Raw genomic sequence first — 18006 nt, forward strand, 5'->3', positions numbered from 1 at the left:
ATTGGCACCAGAGATCCATCGTCAGTTTGCTTTCCTCCCCCTCCTCCCCGCTTTTCCTCCCCATCCTCCCCTGCTCCAGCCAGCCATTCAAATTTCGACAACGGCCTTCCCGACCTGCTCGCGGCCCTCGATGCGTTCGTGGGCCTGGTCCACGTTGTCGAGCGTGTAGCGGGCCACGATCGGAATCTTCAGCGTGCCATCGAGCAACGCCGCGAAGATGTCGTCCGCGCGGCGTTGCACGGTGGCCGCGTCGGCCAGGTGATCGTTCAGGCGCGGGCGCGTGAGGAAGAGTGACCCGGCCTCGCCGAGCTCATACGGATCGAGGTCCTTCACCGAACCCGACACATTGCCGTAGTTGACGACGATGCCCCGCGTCCTCGTGGCGCGGAAGCTCTCGCGCAACGTGGCCTTCCCCACCGAATCGAAGACAACGTCCACGCCGCGCCCACCCGTGGCCGCACGAACACGATCGGCGAAACCCTCGTAGAGCATTGCGTGGTCGGCGCCCAGGCTGCGAGCCACATCGCATTTCGCTTCGGAGCTGCCCGTGGTGAACACGGTCGCGCCGCGGCGCTTCGCCATCTGCACCAGGATCTGCCCGATGATTCCCGAAGCGGCGTGGATGAGGCACGTCGAACCCCGGTCAAGCCGCGCAACGTCGTTCACGAGGTAGTGCGCGGTAGAGCCCTGGAAGAGGCTCGCGGCCGCCTGGTCCAGGCCGAGCGCATCGGGCACCTTCGCGAGCAGCCGCTCGGGGACGACGGCATAGTCCGCGTACGCACCCCACGAGATGCACCACGCGACGCGGTCTCCCTGGGCGAAGCGCGAGGTACCCGGCCCGACGCTCTCGACCACGCCCGCGCCTTCCATGCCCAGCGTGCACGGCGCGCGCACGAGATACGTCTGCGAGTCGCGGTACTTGCCCTGGCGCGTGTGCACATCCATGAAGTTGATGCCCGCGAAGGCGACCTTCACGAGCACCTCGCCCGCCGCGGGGACGGGCACGGGAACGTCGCGGCGCTGGAGGACTTCCGGCCCGCCGTACCCGTCGATCGTGATCGCGCGCACGCCTACTGCGAGGGACCGACGAACATCTTCTCGATGGTCATGTCGTGGTACGTGTACGGAATGCCGCCCACGCCGAGCCCCGATTCGCGCAAGCCGGCGAACGGCATCCAGTCGACGCGGAAGGCCGTGTGGTCGTTGACCATGACCGCCGACGCATCGAGGCGCTGGTAGGCGCGCATCGCCGTCGGGTAGCTGCGCGTGAAGATGGACGCCTGGAACGCGACCGGGAGTGCATTCGCGCGCGCGATGGCCTCGTCCATGCTGTCGTACGCGTAGACGCACACGACCGGGCCGAACACCTCCATCTTCGAGAGCTTGCAATCGGCCGGAGGCTCGAAGATCACGGTCGGCTCGTAGAACGTCTCGGAATTGGCGAGCGCCTTCCCGCCGCAGAGCAGCTTGCCGCCGCCCTTCACGGCCTCCTGAATCCATTCGTCCACGCGCTTCAGCTCGGCGGGGCGGATCAGCGGGCCCACTTCCGTCTCGGGCTTGGTCGCATCGCCGACGTTGAGCTTCTTCGCGAGCGCGGCGAGCCCATCGGCCACCTTCTGCGCGATCGAGCGGTGTGCGAAGACGCGCTGCACCGACACGCATACCTGCCCTGCGTGGTAGAAGCCGCCCTTCGAAAGCTTGGGCAGCGTGAGATCGAGATCCGCATCTTCGGCGACGATCGCCGGAGCCGCACCGCCGTGCTCCAGCGCCGCACGGGCACCGGGAGCGAGCTGGCCTTTCAGCTTCCAGCCCACCGCCGCGCTGCCGATGAACGAGAAGAACGCCACGCGCTTGTCCGCGACGAGCTGCGTCGCCACGTCCCGGTTCTCGGTGAGCAGCGACTGCGCCCACGCTTCCGGGTAACCCGCATCGCGCAGGATCTGGATGAAGGTGAAGCACGACAGCGGCGTGTCGGCCGCGGGCTTCACCACCACGGGGCAGCCCGCGATCACCGCCGGCGCCACCTGGTGGACGATGAGGTTCAGCGGATGGTTGAACGCGCTCACGGCGACGACCACGCCGATCGGCTCCTTCTGCGTGAAGGCCATGCGCCCGGCCGAAGCCGGATTCACGTTCATCGGGATCACGTGCCCCGGATGCGAGCGCGGGAGATCGGCGCAGTTCTTCACGCCGTCGATGGCGCGGGCGACTTCCACGCGCGCGTCGATGAGCGGCTTGCCGCCCTCCTTCGCGATCAGCAGCGCCAGCTCTTCGAAGCGGCCCTGCATGATTTCGGCCGCCTTGTGCAGCACCTCGATGCGCTTGGGGACGGGGATCCATTTGTCGCGATCGCGGAACAGCGCGTACGCGGTGGAGAGCGCTTTCTCGACCACCTCCGCGCCGCCCGTGTCGCACGTCGCGAAGACCTGCATGTCGTTGGGCGAGCGGACTTCCGCGCGCTTGGCGGCGGGCGTGGCGCCCGGGACCATCAGGGGATAGTGCTTCATGTCGTCAGGCGGCTTTCTCGGTTTCGTAGGCGGAAGACGGCGTGCCGTCCTTCCAGGGGAGATCCACGGGATACGGTTTCAGCAGGCAGTCGTCGGCCAGCGGCGCGATCGGCGTGAAGTCCCGGTGCGCGATGTATTCGGGCCGCTTGAAGCGGCGGATGTGGTTCGACACGGCGCACAGGCTCAAATACACCGCGACGCGATTCCACGGCGAGAGGTTCGCGGTGGACGCATGCACGAGGCAGCCGTGGAAGAGGATCATCGAGCCGGCCGGGCCCTTCGGCGCCACGATGCCGCCCTTGTCGACCAACTTGCGGATGGCGTCGTTGTCGATCGTCCACAGCGGGTAGCTCGTGGTGCTCGTGTCGTGCCCCGCGGGCAGCGCGCCCTGCTTGTGGCTGCCGGGGATGAACATCAGCGGACCGTTGAACTCGTTCACCTCGTCCAGGAAGATCGCGACGTTCATGGCGCGCGCCGTGGGCATGAGGTCGTCGTTCATCCAGGTGCCGTAGTCCTGGTGCCATTGCCACACGTCGCCGGCGAAGGCCATCTTCCCGTTGATCTTGAACTGGTGCATGTAGACCTGCTCGTCGAAAAGCTGCACCACGGGCTCCACCATGCGGGGATGGCGTGCAAGCCGCGCGAAGGGTTCGCTGTACAGGTGGGCGGCGAAGTTCGTGCGCACCGCCTCGCTGTCCTTCTCGCGCACGTTCTCGGGGCGGCGGAGCGCATAGAGCTTGGGCACCTCGTCCAGCAGGACCTTCATCTCCGCCGGGGTGAAGATCGAGGGAAAGAAGAGATAGCCGTCGCGGTCGAACTGTTCTATCTGATGCGCAGTGAGCTTCATGTCGGTGCTCCACGTTGGCGCGTTGAGCGGCGCCCAGCGTCCGCTCCAACGCGCGTTCATGATATGCCCTACTTAGTCTTCCAGCAGGTCGGGATTGAGCACCGCCTTCAAGACGGTTTCGCTACCGCCGTCCCGTTCCCGCGCCACGAACCACCAGATGGCGCCCTTGCGAAACGCCACGTCCCCGTCGCAGCCGAGCAGACTCCCGGCCACCTGCCCCAGCGTCGGCTGGTGGCCCACGACGATCACCTTGCCGCCCTTGGGCCAGCCCGCCTCGCGCAGCACGTCCCTGGCGCCGCTGGAGGTGTCGAGGCGCTCGCGGGTCTCGACCTTGCGTCCGAGCGCCACGGCCGTCTGCTGCGCACGCACCGCGGGGCTTGCGAGCACGGTCCACTCCTTGCCGAGGCGCTTGTCGAGCCAAGCCGCCATCAGCTTTGCCTGCTTGTGGCCGCGCTTCGTCAGGGCTCGCGCCGCGTCGTCGCCGCTGCCGTCCTCTGCTTCCGCATGCCGCCAAAGAATCAGTTCCACCTCACCCTCCGGGTAGTACGGCGAAAGGCTCCCTCCGCAGATAAACACAGATAAACGCCGATGAACCCGATGACTTGGGTTTGGCCCTGCAAGGTTTTGACTTTATCGGCGTTTATCTGTGTTTATCTGCGGAGGACGCTTTTTGCCCTAGTTTTTCAACGAGCGCCCGCGAGTGGTCAGGGCAATGCCCGCAAGGATCAACGCGATCCCCACCAAATGGTAGAGCCGGATGCTTTCGCCGAGGAACATCCACGCCAGCAGGCTCCCGAAAGCCGGCATCAGGTGCACGAAGATGCCCGCGACGTTCGAGCCCACCTCCGCCACCCCACGGTTCCAGAAAATGTAGCCGAGGAAGGAGGGAAAGAGCCCCACATAGAGCATCGCGCCGATCGTGGGCAGCGTGAACTCCGCATGGCCGCCGAAGACCGCGACCTCGAGCAGCATCATCGGGAACAGGATCGTCACGCCCACGCACGCGCAGCACGTGAGCATCACGAAGCCCGGAAGCTCCGCGGGCTTCTCGCGCAGCAGGATCGTGTAGACGGCCCAGAACACCATGCCGGCCAGCACGATGACGTCGCCCTTGTTCAGCTCCAGGTGCGCGAGCACCGAGATGTCGCCGCCGGTGAGCACCGCGAGCACGCCGGCCATCGAGACCGCGACGCCGGCGGCCTGGATGCGCGTGAGCGAATCGCGGTAGACGACCCAGCCCAGCAGGATGATGAGGATGGGAATGGCGCTGTTGAGGATGACGCCGTTGGTGGCCGTCGTGTACTGGAGGCCGACATACGCGAAGGCGTTGTGCAGGCCCGTGCCCCAGAAGCCCATGCGCGCGATGTACTTCCAGTGCCGCCGGATCTCGGGCCAGTGCTTCACCATCTGCGGCCACGCGAAGGCGAGGAGCGCCACCGTGGCCACCACCCAGCGGATGAACGTGAGGGTGAGCGGCGAGACATGCCCCACGATCGCCTTGCCGACCACCCAATTGAGCGACCAGAAAAGCGACGTGAGGGTGAGCAGCAGGTAGGGCGAGGCGTGGAACGACTTCATCGAGCCTGCGATTATATCGGGGTGCTACGCTCATCCCGATGAACGCCCCCGTTCCCGACTCCAACGCCGTCAGCGCCTGGACGCCGCTGCGCGAGCCGGTCTTCCGGATGATGTGGCTCGCGTGGCTCACGGCGAACACGTGCATGTGGATGAACGACGTGGCCGCCGCGTGGGCCATGACGAGCCTCACGACCTCGCCGGTGCTGATCGCGCTGGTGCAGACGGCCTCGTCGCTGCCCGTGTTCCTGCTCGGGCTGCCGAGCGGCGCCGTGGCCGACATCGTCGATCGACGCCGCCTGCTGATGAGCACGCAGATCTGGATCGCGGCGAACGCCGCCGTGCTCTTTGCCGTCTCCGCGCTCGGAATGCTCACGGCGCCGATCCTGCTGGTCCTCGTGTTCACCAACGGCATCGGGCTCGCGATGCGCTGGCCGGTCTATGCCGCGGTGGTCCCGGAGCTGGTCGGACGATCGATGCTGCCGACGGCCCTCGCGCTGAACGCCGTCGCGATGAACGTTTCGCGCGTGGTGGGCCCCCTGATCGCGGGCGTGATCATCGCCTCGGCCGGAACGCAATTTGTCTTCGCGCTGAACTTCGTGCTCTCGGTGGGCGCGGCGATCGCGGTCTCGCGCTGGAAGCGCGAGAGCAAGCCCTCGGTCCTTCCGGGCGAGCGCTTCCTCGGCGCGATGCGCCTGGGCGTGCAGTACGTGCGCGAGTCGCGGCGCATGAAGGACGCGCTGGCGCGCATCTCGGTCTTCTTCTTCCACTCCACGGCAGTGCTGGCCCTCCTGCCGCTGGTGGCCAAGCGCCTGGGGCACGACAGCGGCGCCAGCACCTTCACGCTGCTGCTGGCCTCCATGGGCGTGGGCGCCGTCGCCACCGCAACTCAGATGCCGCGCCTGCGCTCGTTCTGGACGCGCGACGACTTCACGCTCTACGGCACGTCGATCACGGGTGTGTGCATCGCGATCATGGCGTACGTGCCGAACAACTGGCTCGCCGTGCCGGTGATGCTCGTGATGGGCATGGCCTGGATCCTCGTGGCCAATGCCGTCACCACGGCCGCGCAGCTGGCGCTCCCCGACTGGGTGCGCGCGCGCGGCATGTCGATGTACCAGATGTCGATCATGGGCGCCTCCGCGCTGGGTGCCTTCACGTGGGGCAACATCGCCGGCTGGAGCAGCGTGCCGACGAGCCTCGCGATCGCCGGCGCCAGCACGGTCGTCGTGGCCTGGCTCACGCGCAACCGCACGCTCGATGCCGGCGGGGACGAGGACCACACGCCGACCCGCCCGTGGGACGAGCCGGTGCCGGCCGTTCCCATCGAGCCCGATGCCGGCCCCGTGATGTGCACCATCGAATACTTCATCGATCCGGCGCGGGCGCGCGAGTTCGACTCCGTGATGGCGAGGAGCCGCAGTGCCCGGCTGCGCCAGGGCGCGGTGTCGTGGGGCCTCTTCGAGGACGTGCAGAACCCGGGGCGCTTCGTCGAATATTTTGCGAGCGACTCGTGGGCCGACTACCTGCGGCGCTTCGACCGCTTCAACGCGGGCGACCAGCAGCTCCAGGCGGAGCGCTATGCCTTCCACACCGGGAGCGAGCCGCCGCGCGTCACGCGCTACCTCGCGCGCCACCCCTCGGCTACGTAACCGCGCGGATCGACTGCAGCGGCGGTGAAGAGACTGCCTTGCGCGTCCCCAGCAAGCCGGCGATCGCAACCCCGATGCCGCCCACGAAGAGACCGGCTACCGGCACCAGCGCATTGAACGTGTAGGGCACGCCCAGCACCTTGTCGGAGAGCACCATGGCCAGCCCCACGGAGCCGGCCGCGGCGACAGCGCCTGAGAGCAAGCCGATGGCGAGGAACTCCGCGAGCTGCATCGTCGTCAACTGGCGGCGGCTTGCACCCAACGTGCGCAGCACCGCGCCTTCGAAGATGCGTTCCTCCTGCGTGGAGGTGATCGCGGCGAAGAGCACCACGAGCCCCGCGGCGATGGTGAACAGGAACACGAACTCCACCGCGCGCGCGACCTGCTCGGAGACGCGCACCACCTGGTCCATGATCGCGGAGAGGTCGATCACGCTCACGTTCGGGAAGCGCTGCACGAGGCCGGTCACGACGTCTTCCTGCCCGCGGGTCAAGTGGAAGCTCGTGATCCAGCTCGCGGGATACGACTGCATGAGCTCCGGATTGCCGATCACGAAGAAATTGGCCTTGAAGGAATCCCAGTCGACCTTGCGCAGGCTCGTGACGGGCGCCGTGAAGCGCGAGCCCGCGACCTCGTAGGTGAGCTTGTCGCCCAGCTTGATGCCGAGGGTCTTGGCGATGCCCTCCTCGACCGAGAACTGCGGCTCGCCCGACTTCGGCTTCCAGAACGACCCCGCGACGATCTTGTTGTCCGGGCGCGGCGCATCCGTATAGGACAGGTTGAACTCGCGCTCGACCAGGCGCTTGGCACGCTCTTCCTTGTAGTCCGCGCCGGAGACGGCCTTGTCGTTGACGGAGACCAGGCGGCCACGAACCATCGGATAGAGATCGGGCGTGGCGAGCTTGCGCTCCGCGAAGAAGGCCTGGATCGCGGGAAGCTGGTCGGTCTGCATGTTGATCGCGAAGCGGTTGGGCATGTCCGCGGGCATCGACTTGCGCCAGGTCTCGATGAGATCCGAGCGCACGATCGTGAGCAGCACCATCGCCATGATGCCGAGGCCGAGCGCCATCACCTGCACCAGGCTGGCGCCCGTGCGGCGGCGCAGGTTGGCGAGCCCATAGCGCCAGGGGCCCGGCGCCGCGCCGCGAAAGCGCGATACGAGGAGGATCAACGCATAACCCGCGACCGCGGCGACCACGAGCGCGAGCGCGAAGCCGCCCACGGCGATGGCGCCCAGCTTCACGTCCCCCGCCTGCCACACGATGAGGCCCGCGAGCGCGGCCAGGCCGAGCAGGAAGGCCGCGGCCGAGAGCGGCTCCGCGGGAGCGAGATCGCGGCGGAGCACGCGCAGCGTGGAGGCGTTGCGAAGCCGCAGCAGCGGCGGGAGCGTGAAGCCCAGCAGCAGCACGAAGCCGATCACCGCGCCTTGCAGCGCCGGCTTGGGCGACGGCAGCGGGAGCTCGACCTTGAAGAAATCCGTGAGCCAGTACGCGAGCACGGCCTGCGCTCCGTAGCCCGCGATCGTTCCCAGCACGCACCCGGCCACGCCGAGGATCGCGAACTGCCAGCCGTTCAGCAGGAAGATGTCGGCCTGGCTCGCGCCGAGGCAGCGCATCATCGCCGCCGCATCGGTCTGGCGCTGCGAGAAGCGGCGCGCAGCGAGCGCCACCGCGACGGACGCGAGGATCACCGAGAGCAGCGAGGCCAGGCCGAGGAAGCTTTGCGCGCGGTCGAGCGACGAGCGGACTTCGCTCCGCGAATCGCGCACACCCTCGATGCGCTGGCCACGCACGAGCTGCGGCGTCATCTCCTTTCGGAAGCGCGCCACGGCATCGGGCTCGCCTTTCACCAGGAAGCGATGGGTGACTCGGCTTCCCACCTGCATGAGCCCCGTCGCATCGAGATCGGCCGCGTTCATGAGGACGCGCGGTGCGATGCCGAAGTAGTCGAGCACGCTGTCGGGCTCGCGCGAGATGATCGCGGCCACCTGCAGCTTCGCGCGGCCGACATTGAGCGTGTCGCCCACGCCGAGCGAGAGCCGCGCCGCGAGCGGAATGCCGATCCACACGGTGCCCGCCTTGGGCCCGCCCTCGACCTCGCGCTCCGGGGCACCCACCGCATCGGCGATGCGGATGCGGCCGCGAAGCGGAAAGCCGTCCGTGGCCGCCTTGATCTCCGCGAGATTCACCGCCTCGCCCTTCGAGACCATGCTGGGGAAGGTGCGCGTCTGGGCGGCCACGAGGTTCTCGCGCGCCGCGGCTTCGGTGAATGCGGGCGGGATCGGGCGATCGGCGATCACGACGAGATCGCCGCCCAGCAGCTCGTTGGCCTGGCGGTCGAGCGCTCCACGCACGCGATCGGCGAAGAACCCCACCGTCGTGACGCTCGACACGGCGATGAAGAGCGCGATCAGCAGGACGCGCGACTCACCCGCGGCCCAGTTGCGGCGAAGGAGGCGAAACGCGAGGCGGAAGCGATTCATCGGACGCTGATTTTTTCAGGGGAGGATGGGAAGGAAAGGCGGAGGAGGGAAAGGACTGCAGGGTCCGGAGTGTCGCGGATGGTCGTGACAGGACTGAAGAATTTGATTTCCTCTCCTTCCTCCGCCCTTCCTCCCCATCCTCCCCTTTCCATTTCGGCGCTCACTCCTGCACCACGCCTGACGCGATACGAATCCTCCGCGCGCAGCGCTCCGCAAGATGCTCATCGTGCGTGACGAGCACGAGCGTCGTGCCGCGTTCGCGATTCATCTGGAAGAGCAGCTCGATCACGTGGTCGCCCGTCACCGAATCGAGGTTGCCCGTAGGCTCGTCGGCGAAGAGGAGCTTGGGCTGCGTCACGAAAGCGCGGGCCACCGCGACACGCTGTTGCTCGCCCCCGGAGAGTTGCCGCGGGTAGTGGCCCAGGCGATCGCCCAGCCCCACCTCGCCCAGCACGCCCGCGGCGCGGGCCTTCGCATCGGTGCCGCCCGCGAGCTCCAGCGGGAGCATCACGTTCTCGAGCGCCGTGAGCGCGGGCAGGAGCTGGAACGACTGGAAGACGAAGCCCACCATGCGGCCGCGAAGGCGCGCCCGGCCGTCCTCGTCCAGGGCGAAGAGGTCCTCGCCGTCGATCCACACGCGGCCGCTGGAGGGAACGTCGAGGCCGGCCAGCAATCCCAGCAGGGTGGATTTACCCGAACCGGAGGCGCCGAGGATGGCCACGGCCTCGCCGGCATGCACCTCCAGGCTCGCCTCGCGGACGATGACCAGTGTATGGTCGGGCGTCGCGACTTGTTTCGTGAGGCGCTCCGCCTTCACAATGACCGCGCGCTGCGCCAAGTGCGCGGCTTCCTGACGTTCGCTCTCGCTCTGTGCGTTCATTCCTTCTCGCCCTCCTGACGGGCTTCCTCGTGTTCACCGCCGGCCCGGCCGCCGCGGCGGAGGCCAACGTGCTCGTCTTCGGGGACAGCCTCTCGGCCGCCTACGGGCTTTCCACCACCACGCAGGGCTGGCCGGCCCTGCTCGAGAAACGCCTCGAGCAACGCGCCCTGCCCTGGAAGGTGGTCAATGCGAGCGTCTCCGGCGAAACCACCGCCGGGGGCCTGCGGCGCCTGCCGGAGGACCTGAAGCGGCATCAACCTCGGGTGGTGGTGATCGCGCTCGGCGCCAACGACGGGCTGAGGGGACAACCGATCGCCGCCGCGCGCGCCAACCTGGAGCAGATGATCCGCCTGGCACGCTCGGCGAAGGCCGATCCCGTGCTCGTCGGGCTCATGCTGCCCCCGAATTATGGCATCGATTACACGGACCAGTTCCGTGCCATGTACGCCGATATTGCGAAGCGCATGAAGGTCCCGCTGGTTCCGTTCCTCCTCGAAGGGATCGCGGAGAACCGCGACTTCTTCCAGGCCGACCAGCTGCATCCGACCGCGGCCGCGCAGCCTCGCATCCTCGACAACGTGTGGGCCGTGCTCGGGCCGATCCTCTCGAAGAAGCCTTCGTGACCGAGCTGCCTTTCGTCCGCGAGCGCCCGCCCGGGACGATCGAAACGCCGCTGTCCCTCGACCGCCTGGGAGAGTTCGACGCCCTCATCGACGCGCGCAGCCCCTCGGAGTACGCCGAGGACCACCTGCCCGGCGCGATCAACTGCCCCACGCTGGACGACGCCGAGCGCGTGCTCGTGGGCACCGCGTACAAGCAGCAAGGCGCCTTCGAGGCCAAGCGCATCGGAGCCCCGCTGGTCGCGCGCAACATCGCCCGCCACGTGGAGGGGTTATTCGCCGACAAACCCCGCGAATGGAAGCCGCTCGTCTACTGCTGGCGGGGCGGCGCCCGATCGGGCTCGCTCGCCCATGTGATGCGCCAGGTCGGGTGGGACGTGATGCGCCTGGAAGGCGGCTACAAGGCGTTTCGCCGGCAGGTCGTCTCCGAGCTGGACGTGCTGCCCGCGCGCTTTCGCTTCGAGGTGGTCTGCGGCGCGACCGGCTCGGGCAAGAGCCGGCTGCTGGAGGCGCTCGCCCAGACGCCCGCCCAAGTGCTCGACCTCGAGCTCCTGGCCGCCCACCGCGGCTCGTTGCTGGGCGACCTGCCCGACGAGCCCCAGCCCACGCAGAAGGCCTTCGAGACGGCGATCTGGAGCGCCCTCTCCCGCTTCGATGCCACGCGCCCGGTCTTCGTCGAGGCCGAGAGCAAGAAGGTCGGCAACCTGCGCGTGCCCGACGTGCTGATGGACCGCATGCGCCAGGGCGACTGCTTCCGAGTGGAGACCGGTCGCGAGGGCCGAATCGCGCTGCTCCTGGAGGACTACGCCCACCTCATCGCGCGCCCGGCCCTGCTCGTGGAGAAGATCGACTGCCTGAAGCCCCTGCACGGCGTCGAGCGGATCGAGGGCTGGAAGGCGCGGATCGCCGCGGGGGACTGGAGGACGCTTGTCACCGACCTGCTGGACGAGCACTACGACCCGGCGTACCGCAAGTCCATGTACCGCAACTACGTGGGAGCCGCGCAGGCCACGCCTGTAACCGTGGAAGACATCTCCCGCGACGGTTTCCTGCGGATCGCAGAGGGGATTTCGGCTAAACTCGCTTGAAACAATGACCCCGCGCACCTCCTCGTCGCGATAGTGTCCGACCGCCCTCACAAGATCGGCAAGTACAGCATCCTCTCGGAGCTCGGGCAGGGTGCGTCGGCCGTCGTGTACCTCGCCGAGGACCCGTTCAACGACCGCAAGGTCGCGGTCAAGCTCGCGAAGAGCGATGCGGACATGGGCGAGGAAGAGGCGAACCGCTTCGAGAAGCTGTTCCTGAACGAAGCCTCGCTCGCCGGCAAGCTGAACCACCCCAACATCGTCGGCGTGTTCGACGCGGTCGTCGAAGGCGACCAGCGCTACATCGTGATGGAGTACGTCACGGGGGGCTCGCTCAAGAAGTACTGCACGGAAACCAACCTGCTCCCGGTGCGCCAGGCCGTGCTGGTGATCTTCAAGATGTGCCGCGCGCTCGACTACGCCTTCCAGAACGGCGTGATCCACCGCGACATCAAGCCCGCCAACATCCTGTTGAGCGACCGCGACGACATCAAGATCAGCGACTTCGGCACCGCCAAGATCTCGCATGCCACGCACACGCAGATCGACGGCTTCCTCGGCTCGCCGGCGTACATGTCGCCCGAGCAGATCAACGAGGAAGGCCCCAGCGTCCAGTCCGACATCTACTCGCTGGGTGTCGTGATGTACGAGCTGCTCACCGGCAAGCTCCCGTTCCGCGCCGAGAACTCGGTCGCGATGATCAACAAGATCCTGAACGAGGACCCGGTGCCGATCATGCAACTGCGGCCGGACCTCCCCGACAAGCTGGTCGAGATCGTGCAGAAGGCCATGCACAAGGACCCGAAGGTGAGGTACGCCTCGTGGTTCGAGATGGCCACGGACCTTGCCAACACCTTCCCGCAGCTCGAGCGCTACTCGCACGAGATCAGCTCGACGGAGAAATTCAACAAGCTGCGCTCGCTGCCCTTCTTCCGCGAGTTCCGGGATGCGGAGCTCTGGGAGGTCCTGCGAGGCGCGGTGTGGGAAAGCCACGGGCGCGACGAGAACCTGCTGGTCGAAGGCGAGATCGGCCAGGCGTTCTTCATCGTGGTCGGCGGCCAGGTGAAAGTGGTCAAGGACGGCAAGCTCCTGAACGTCCTCAAGGAAGGCGACTGCTTCGGCGAGATGGCCTACCTCTCGGGCGATCGCGCCCGGCGCTCGGCCTCGATCATCTCCGTCTCCGAAGTGCACCTGCTGAAGATCCAGGCCACCCAGTTGGAGTCGCTCTCGGATGGCTGCCAGCTGCGCTTCAACCGCGAGTTCCTGCGCACGCTGATCGAACGCCTCACGTGGACCTCCTCGGTCCTCGCGCAATTCCGCCGCTAGCCGTGCTGCGCGTCGCCGCGGCTGCGCTCCTCCTCCTTGCCAGTCCCGCGGCCCATTCGGGCGAAGGCTGCAAGGCATTGGACGGCACCTACCGAAACGAATCCGAGGGCTCCACGAAACGGAAGGAGTTCCTGGATGAGTTCGTGCGCATGCGCGACGGCGGGCGCGATCCAAAGCTCTTCCGTCGGGACGGCACCGGCAAGAGCGCGGTCATCAAGCATTTCGCAGCGACGGCCACCCTCGCCAATGACGGCAAGGTGCTCCAGATTTCGTACCACGACGCCGGGGGCATGTTCCTCGCGCGCCATCCCGCCGACTATCCCTACGAGTGGCAATGCAAGGGATCCCGTTTCGAATGGGAGCACACGGGCCTTTCGGGCTTGGGCGACAACGTGAGTGAAATGCACACGCTCGTCACTCTCACGCGCCTCGATTCCGGTGACCTGCAGATGGTCGAGGAGCGCACGGACTCCCGAAAGAAGGGCGCCCCGTCTCGCACCGAGATCCTCTTCCGCGGCGTGCCGACACCGGCAAAGTAGGAGACTACGCGAGCAGGCAGATCGCCTGCGCCGCGATGCCCTCGCCGCGGCCGGTAAACCCGAGCTTCTCCGTGGTCGTGGCCTTCACGTTGACCTGGTCCGGCTGCAGGTTGAGGTCCGCGGCGATGTTCAGGCACATCTGGCCGATGTGCGGCGCCATGCGCGGCGCCTCGGCGATGATCGTCGCGTCCACGTTCTCGACGCGGTAACCCCTCGAGGAAACGAGCGAAGCGACCGCGCGCAACAGTTCGCGCGAATCCGCGCCCTTGTAGCGTGGATCGGAATCGGGGAAGTGCTTGCCGATGTCGCCCAGCGACGCAGCGCCAAGGAGCGCATCGCAGAGGGCGTGCAGCAGCACGTCCGCATCGCTGTGGCCGAGCAGGCCCTTGTCGTGGGGAATCTCCACGCCGCCGATGATGAGCTTGCGGCCCGCGACCAGCGGGTGGACGTCGAAGCCCTGTCCGATGCGCATTACGCCTCCACCATCTGCCTGCGCAGCAGGATCATCTCGGCCAGCTCGAGATCCTCCGCGAACGTGACCTTGAGGTTGGTGTTGTCGCCCTGGACCAGCTTCGGGGCGTTGCCGAGCATCTGCTCCACGGCGCTGGATTCGTCTGTCGACTCGGGACGCTGCGCGAGGCTGCGGCGCAGCAGCCCGCAACGGAACATCTGCGGTGTTTGCGCCCGCCAGAGGCCGTCGCGCGGGATGGTCTCCGCCACGCGCAGCGTTTCCTCGGCGCGCTTCAGCGTATCCGCGAGCGGCATGGCGAGGAGGCCGCCGACGGGATCGTTCTCCACCTCGTCGAGGAACTGCTCCAGCAGCGACTTCGTGATGCAGGGACGCGCCGCGTCGTGGACCAACACCCAGTCGTCCTTGGCGATGCGCGCATCGAGGTGGGCGAGCGCGTTGGTCACGCTTTCCGCGCGGTTCTTGCCGCCGGAAAAGACAGCCTCGATCTTCTCGGGGAACTCGCTCCAGTCATATTCGCCCCAGTGGCGGTCGAGCGGGGCCAGGATCGCGATGACCGCGTGGATGCGCGACACCGACGCCAGCGTCTCCAGCGCATGGAACATCATGGGCTTTCCGGCAAGCGGGATGTATTGCTTGGGTACGGCATCCCCGATGCGCGTGCCCTGCCCCGCGGCGGGCACGAGTGCGAATATTTTCGGCATGGCATTCCGTGTCAGGCCGCCATTGTAAACTGGGGTCCATGCTGGCGCGGCGACTCCTCACGATCCTCGCGTGCCTTGCCGCCGGCTGCGACACGCCGCCGAAACCCATTGGCACTGTCGAGCAGGCAGGCGAGCTGGTCGTTCTCACGGTGAACGGCCCGTCGACGTATTCCGAGGACGCCGAGGGCCATCCTTCCGGGTTCGAGCACGACCTCGCGCTGCTCTTCGCGAAGGAGCTCGGCGTGAAGGCGCGCTTCGTGCTTGCCGACGACGCCTCGCGCATCGAGCCCGCCATCCGCAAGGACCGCGCCCACCTCGCGGCGGCGGGGCTCGTGAAGCAGCTCGATCTTCCCGGCGGCATCGCGTGGGGGCCTTCCTACTTCACCGCGCAGCACCAGATCATCTACCGATCGTCCGAGCCGAAGCCCAAGGCCCTCGAGGACATCGCGGGCAAGCGCGTCGGCGTGGTCGAGGAGTCGTATGCGGACTCCCTGCTGACGGAGCCGCCCAAGCTCTCGGCGCCGATCGAGCACCTACCGCCGGGCACTCCGATGGTCGACCTGCTGCAGAAGGTCGCCGACGGCAAGCTCGACTACGCGCTGGTCGAGTCCACGCGCTTCACGCTGCTGCGCAAACACTTCCCGCAGCTCGAGGCCGCGTTCAACGTGGGCAAGCCCGTGGACCACGCGTGGATGATCGCGGCCGTCGACAAGGCCCGCCTCATGGCCGCGGCCAAGCCCTTCTTCGAGCGCATCTCGAAGGATGGGACGCTGAAGCGCCTCATCGACCGCCACTACGGGCACGCGACGCGCATCACCACGATCGACTCCTCGACGCTGCTGGAGCGCATCGGCACCATGCTGCCGGCGCTCCGCTCGCAGTTCATCGAGGCCGAGCAACTCTCCGGCGTGGATTGGCGGCTGCTCGCCGCGATCGGCTACCAGGAATCGCATTGGGATCCAAAGGCCACGTCGCCCACCGGCGTGCGCGGGCTCATGATGCTCACCGAGGACACGGCGCAGCGCCTGCAGGTGAAGGACCGGCTGGATGCCCGCGAGAGCATCCTGGGCGGAGCGCGCTACCTCGTGCTGATGCGCGATGCGCTTCCCGCACGCATCACGGAGCCCGACAGGACGTATCTCGCACTCGCGGCGTACAACGTGGGCATCGGCCACCTGGAAGACGCGCGCATCCTCGCGCAACGCTCGGGCCTCGACCCGGACCAGTGGCAGAACGTGCGCCTGCAGCTCACGAAGCTCGCCGACCCGGCCGTGTTCCCGACGTTGAAGCACGGCTACGCGAGGGGCTACGAGACGCGGGAGTTCGTGGACAACATCCGCAACTACATGGACATCCTCGACCGACTGGCCCCGCGCGATTCGCCGCTGGTGCCGCGCATGCCCGACGTCGCTCAGGCCTCTTCGAGGAGTGCCCCGGCCGCCAAGTGACCCGTGTCGCCCCACAGTTCCGTCGTCCACGTGGTGCCGTCGAACGCCACGGCGTTGAACGAAGCGTTGGCGATGGGAATGGGATGCGGGGCGCTGACGGCGATGCCGTGCATCACGCGATAGAGCGCCGCCAGGACGCCGCCGTGGCAGACGACCACGACCCGCTTTTCGGGATACTCCGCGGCGATCGATTCGAAGGCCGACTTCACGCGGTCCTGGAACTGCCGGCGCGTCTCGCCGCCGGGGATGACGAAATCCGGATCGGTTTCGCGGACGCGCGAGAAAGCATCGGGAAACTGGTGATCCAGCTCGCCGTACGTGAGGCCCTCGGCGACACCGAACGACCGCTCGCGAAGCCTCGGATCGCTCACGATCTCGTGGCCCGTGCGCGTGGCGACACTGTCGGCCGTGTTGTAGGCGCGGCCGAGGTCGCTCGAGATCAGCACGTCGAACTTCTCGCCTTCCATGCGACGGCCGAGCGCGGCAGCCTGCTTCCACCCGAGCATCGTGAGCTCGCTGTCGGTATGGCCCTGGATGCGCGATTCGACGTTCCACTGCGTCTCGCCGTGGCGAAGGATGACGAAGCGCGTGCTCATGCGCGCTCCAGCCTGGCGACGCCGCCCATGTAGGGCACGAGCGCCGTGGGGATCGTCACCGAGCCGTCCGCCTGCTGGCCGTTCTCGAGGATCGCCACGAGCGTGCGTCCGACGGCGAGGCCCGAGCCGTTGATCGTGTGCACGGGCTCGGTCTTGCCCTTCTCGTTCTTGAAGCGCGCCTGCATGCGGCGGGCCTGGAAGCCTTCGAAGTTGGTGCACGACGAGATCTCGCGATACGCGCCCTGCCCCGGCAACCACACCTCGAGGTCGTAGGTCTTGGCGCTGGCGAAGCCCTGGTCGCCGGTGCACAGCACGACGACGCGGTACGGGAGCTCCAGCTTCTGCAGGATGGCCTCGGCGTTCTGCGTGAGCGCTTCGTGCGCCTCGGCCGACTGGTCGGGATGGACGATGCGCACCATCTCGACCTTGTCGAACTGGTGCTGGCGGATCATGCCGCGCGTGTCCTTGCCGTAGCTTCCCGCCTCCGAGCGGAAGCACGGGCTGTGGCAGGCGAACTGCAGCGGGAGGTCCTTCGCGTCCACGATCGTGTCGGCGACGAAGTTGGTCACCGGGTACTCGGACGTCGGGATGAGGTAGAGGTCGCGCCCCTCGATCTTGAAGAGGTCGTCCTTGAACTTGGCGAAGCTCGAGACCCCGTCGGCCATCTGGCTCGTCACCATGTACGGGACATAGACCTCGGTGTAGCCGTGCTCCGTGGTGTGCACGTCGATCATGAATTGCGCGATCGCCCGATGCAGGCGTGCCAGGCCGCCCTTCAGCACCGAGAAGCGCGCGCCCGAGATCTTGCCGGCGGTGTCGAAGTCCAGGCCGAGCGGGCCACCCACATCCACGTGGTCCTTCACCGGGAAATCGAACGTGCGCGGCGTGCCCCAGCGGCGGAGCTCGACGTTTTCCGCCTCCGACTTGCCTTCGGGCACTTCGGGGCGGGGAATGTTGGGGATCAGGCGCAGGAAGGCATTGAGCTTCTCCTGCACGGCAGCGAGCTTGGTCTCGTTGGCCTTCATCTCTTCGCGGTAGCCATTGACCTCGGCCATGACCGCGGAGGCGTCCTCGCCCTTGCCCTTCAGCATGCCGATCTGCTTGTTGAGCGCGTTGGACTTCGCCTGGAGCTCCTCGGTGCGGGCCTGCACCGACTTGCGCTCGTCCTCCAGCGCGCGGAAGCCCGCCTCGTCGAAGGCGAAGCCACGGCGATTCAGGCCCGCGATGGCGGCGGGAAGGTCTTTGCGGAGGAGCTGGATGTCGAGCATGAGTCTCT

General features: G+C 67.3%; 17 protein-coding genes. 6 read left to right on the top strand and 11 right to left on the bottom strand.

Annotation, left to right across the window (positions count from 1 at the left end):
* Nucleotides 1-87: 87 nt before the first annotated feature.
* The 5 genes from DSM104443_RS13055 to DSM104443_RS13075 all read right to left on the bottom strand — a co-directional run bounded on the left by DSM104443_RS13055 (nt 88) and on the right by DSM104443_RS13075 (nt 4932).
* Complete coding sequence (locus DSM104443_RS13055; RefSeq protein WP_171092904.1) at nt 88-1068, bottom strand: quinone oxidoreductase family protein; 981 nt, start codon at nt 1066-1068, stop codon at nt 88-90.
* Nucleotides 1069-1070: 2 nt separating this feature from the next.
* Entirely contained in the window at nt 1071-2507 is a 1437-nt protein-coding gene (locus DSM104443_RS13060; protein ID WP_212756660.1) for an aldehyde dehydrogenase family protein, read from the bottom strand.
* A gap of 4 nt (nt 2508-2511) precedes the next feature.
* Nucleotides 2512-3414 carry a phytanoyl-CoA dioxygenase family protein gene (locus tag DSM104443_RS13065; protein ID WP_212756662.1) on the bottom strand — a complete coding sequence of 301 codons (903 nt, stop codon included), beginning with the start codon at nt 3412-3414 and terminating at the stop codon, nt 2512-2514.
* A 12-nt stretch (nt 3415-3426) separates the two neighbouring features.
* Complete coding sequence (locus DSM104443_RS13070; protein ID WP_171092906.1) at nt 3427-3882, bottom strand: SixA phosphatase family protein; 456 nt, start codon at nt 3880-3882, stop codon at nt 3427-3429.
* 147 nt (nt 3883-4029) lie between these two features.
* Entirely contained in the window at nt 4030-4932 is a 903-nt protein-coding gene (locus tag DSM104443_RS13075; protein ID WP_171092908.1) for a DMT family transporter, read from the bottom strand.
* 38 nt (nt 4933-4970) lie between these two features.
* Here DSM104443_RS13075 and DSM104443_RS13080 point away from each other — a divergent pair, with 38 nt between their 5' ends.
* A complete protein-coding gene (locus DSM104443_RS13080) occupies nt 4971-6581 on the top strand; it encodes an MFS transporter (RefSeq protein WP_171092910.1) in 1611 nt (536 codons plus the stop codon).
* Here the strand turns inward: DSM104443_RS13080 and DSM104443_RS13085 are convergent.
* Nucleotides 6574-9063 (bottom strand): ABC transporter permease, encoded by a 2490-nt coding sequence (locus DSM104443_RS13085; protein WP_171092912.1) that lies wholly within the window; start codon nt 9061-9063, stop codon nt 6574-6576. The genes DSM104443_RS13080 and DSM104443_RS13085 overlap by 8 nt on opposite strands.
* A 160-nt stretch (nt 9064-9223) precedes the next feature.
* Entirely contained in the window at nt 9224-9943 is a 720-nt protein-coding gene (locus DSM104443_RS13090; protein WP_171092914.1) for an ABC transporter ATP-binding protein, read from the bottom strand.
* Between DSM104443_RS13090 and DSM104443_RS13095 the strand changes: the two genes are divergently transcribed.
* From DSM104443_RS13095 to DSM104443_RS13110, 4 genes are read left to right on the top strand one after another with little or no spacing between them, the layout of a single operon-like run.
* Entirely contained in the window at nt 9934-10566 is a 633-nt protein-coding gene (locus DSM104443_RS13095) for an arylesterase (protein WP_171092916.1), read from the top strand. The genes DSM104443_RS13090 and DSM104443_RS13095 overlap by 10 nt on opposite strands.
* Nucleotides 10563-11651, top strand: a complete 1089-nt coding sequence (mnmH, locus tag DSM104443_RS13100) for a tRNA 2-selenouridine(34) synthase MnmH (RefSeq protein ID WP_246232192.1) — start codon at nt 10563-10565, stop codon at nt 11649-11651. Before DSM104443_RS13095 ends, mnmH begins: the two co-directional genes overlap by 4 nt.
* A 33-nt stretch (nt 11652-11684) precedes the next feature.
* Nucleotides 11685-12974, top strand: coding sequence for a serine/threonine protein kinase (locus DSM104443_RS13105; RefSeq protein WP_171092918.1), 1290 nt, complete (start codon nt 11685-11687; stop codon nt 12972-12974).
* A 2-nt stretch (nt 12975-12976) separates the two neighbouring features.
* The gene (locus DSM104443_RS13110; RefSeq protein ID WP_171092920.1) at nt 12977-13513 is read left to right on the top strand and encodes a hypothetical protein; all 537 of its coding nucleotides are present in this window, start codon (nt 12977-12979) and stop codon (nt 13511-13513) included.
* Nucleotides 13514-13517: 4 nt separating this feature from the next.
* Here the strand turns inward: DSM104443_RS13110 and ispF are convergent, their stop codons facing one another.
* Nucleotides 13518-13985: a 2-C-methyl-D-erythritol 2,4-cyclodiphosphate synthase gene (ispF, locus tag DSM104443_RS13115; RefSeq protein ID WP_171092923.1), complete on the bottom strand. Its 468-nt coding sequence runs from the start codon at nt 13983-13985 to the stop codon at nt 13518-13520.
* Nucleotides 13985-14686 (bottom strand): 2-C-methyl-D-erythritol 4-phosphate cytidylyltransferase, encoded by a 702-nt coding sequence (gene ispD, locus DSM104443_RS13120; RefSeq protein ID WP_171092924.1) that lies wholly within the window; start codon nt 14684-14686, stop codon nt 13985-13987. The genes ispF and ispD overlap by 1 nt, the downstream gene beginning before the upstream one ends.
* Nucleotides 14687-14724: 38 nt before the next feature.
* Here ispD and mltF point away from each other — a divergent pair, with 38 nt between their 5' ends.
* Nucleotides 14725-16134 carry a membrane-bound lytic murein transglycosylase MltF gene (mltF, locus tag DSM104443_RS13125; protein WP_171092926.1) on the top strand — a complete coding sequence of 470 codons (1410 nt, stop codon included), beginning with the start codon at nt 14725-14727 and terminating at the stop codon, nt 16132-16134.
* On the opposite strand, the gene DSM104443_RS13130 is transcribed toward mltF, so the two are convergent.
* Together DSM104443_RS13130 and serS are read right to left on the bottom strand one after the other, a co-directional pair.
* Entirely contained in the window at nt 16098-16730 is a 633-nt protein-coding gene (locus DSM104443_RS13130) for a histidine phosphatase family protein (protein ID WP_171092929.1), read from the bottom strand. The two genes, mltF and DSM104443_RS13130, sit on opposite strands and share 37 nt — an antisense overlap.
* Nucleotides 16727-17998 (bottom strand): serine--tRNA ligase, encoded by a 1272-nt coding sequence (gene serS, locus DSM104443_RS13135; RefSeq protein WP_171092931.1) that lies wholly within the window; start codon nt 17996-17998, stop codon nt 16727-16729. The genes DSM104443_RS13130 and serS overlap by 4 nt, the downstream gene beginning before the upstream one ends.
* Nucleotides 17999-18006: the final 8 nt, after the last annotated feature.

It is taken from the genome of Usitatibacter rugosus (genome assembly GCF_013003965.1).
Classification (GTDB): domain Bacteria; phylum Pseudomonadota; class Gammaproteobacteria; order Burkholderiales; family Usitatibacteraceae; genus Usitatibacter; species Usitatibacter rugosus.

Bases quoted from the DNA above. Each gene is read 5' to 3' on its own strand.
- DSM104443_RS13060 (WP_212756660.1), bottom strand. From the start codon at position 2,507: ATGAAGCACTATCCCCTGATGGTCCCGGGCGCCACGCCCGCCGCCAAG.
- DSM104443_RS13065 (WP_212756662.1), bottom strand. From the start codon at position 3,414: ATGAACGCGCGTTGGAGCGGACGCTGGGCGCCGCTCAACGCGCCAACG.
- DSM104443_RS13075 (WP_171092908.1), bottom strand. From the start codon at position 4,932: ATGAAGTCGTTCCACGCCTCGCCCTACCTGCTGCTCACCCTCACGTCG.
- DSM104443_RS13080 (WP_171092910.1), top strand. From the start codon at position 4,971: ATGAACGCCCCCGTTCCCGACTCCAACGCCGTCAGCGCCTGGACGCCG.
- DSM104443_RS13085 (WP_171092912.1), bottom strand. From the start codon at position 9,063: ATGAATCGCTTCCGCCTCGCGTTTCGCCTCCTTCGCCGCAACTGGGCC.
- DSM104443_RS13090 (WP_171092914.1), bottom strand. From the start codon at position 9,943: ATGAACGCACAGAGCGAGAGCGAACGTCAGGAAGCCGCGCACTTGGCG.
- ispF (WP_171092923.1), bottom strand. From the start codon at position 13,985: ATGCGCATCGGACAGGGCTTCGACGTCCACCCGCTGGTCGCGGGCCGC.
- ispD (WP_171092924.1), bottom strand. From the start codon at position 14,686: ATGCCGAAAATATTCGCACTCGTGCCCGCCGCGGGGCAGGGCACGCGC.
- mltF (WP_171092926.1), top strand. From the start codon at position 14,725: ATGCTGGCGCGGCGACTCCTCACGATCCTCGCGTGCCTTGCCGCCGGC.
- DSM104443_RS13130 (WP_171092929.1), bottom strand. From the start codon at position 16,730: ATGAGCACGCGCTTCGTCATCCTTCGCCACGGCGAGACGCAGTGGAAC.
- serS (WP_171092931.1), bottom strand. From the start codon at position 17,998: ATGCTCGACATCCAGCTCCTCCGCAAAGACCTTCCCGCCGCCATCGCG.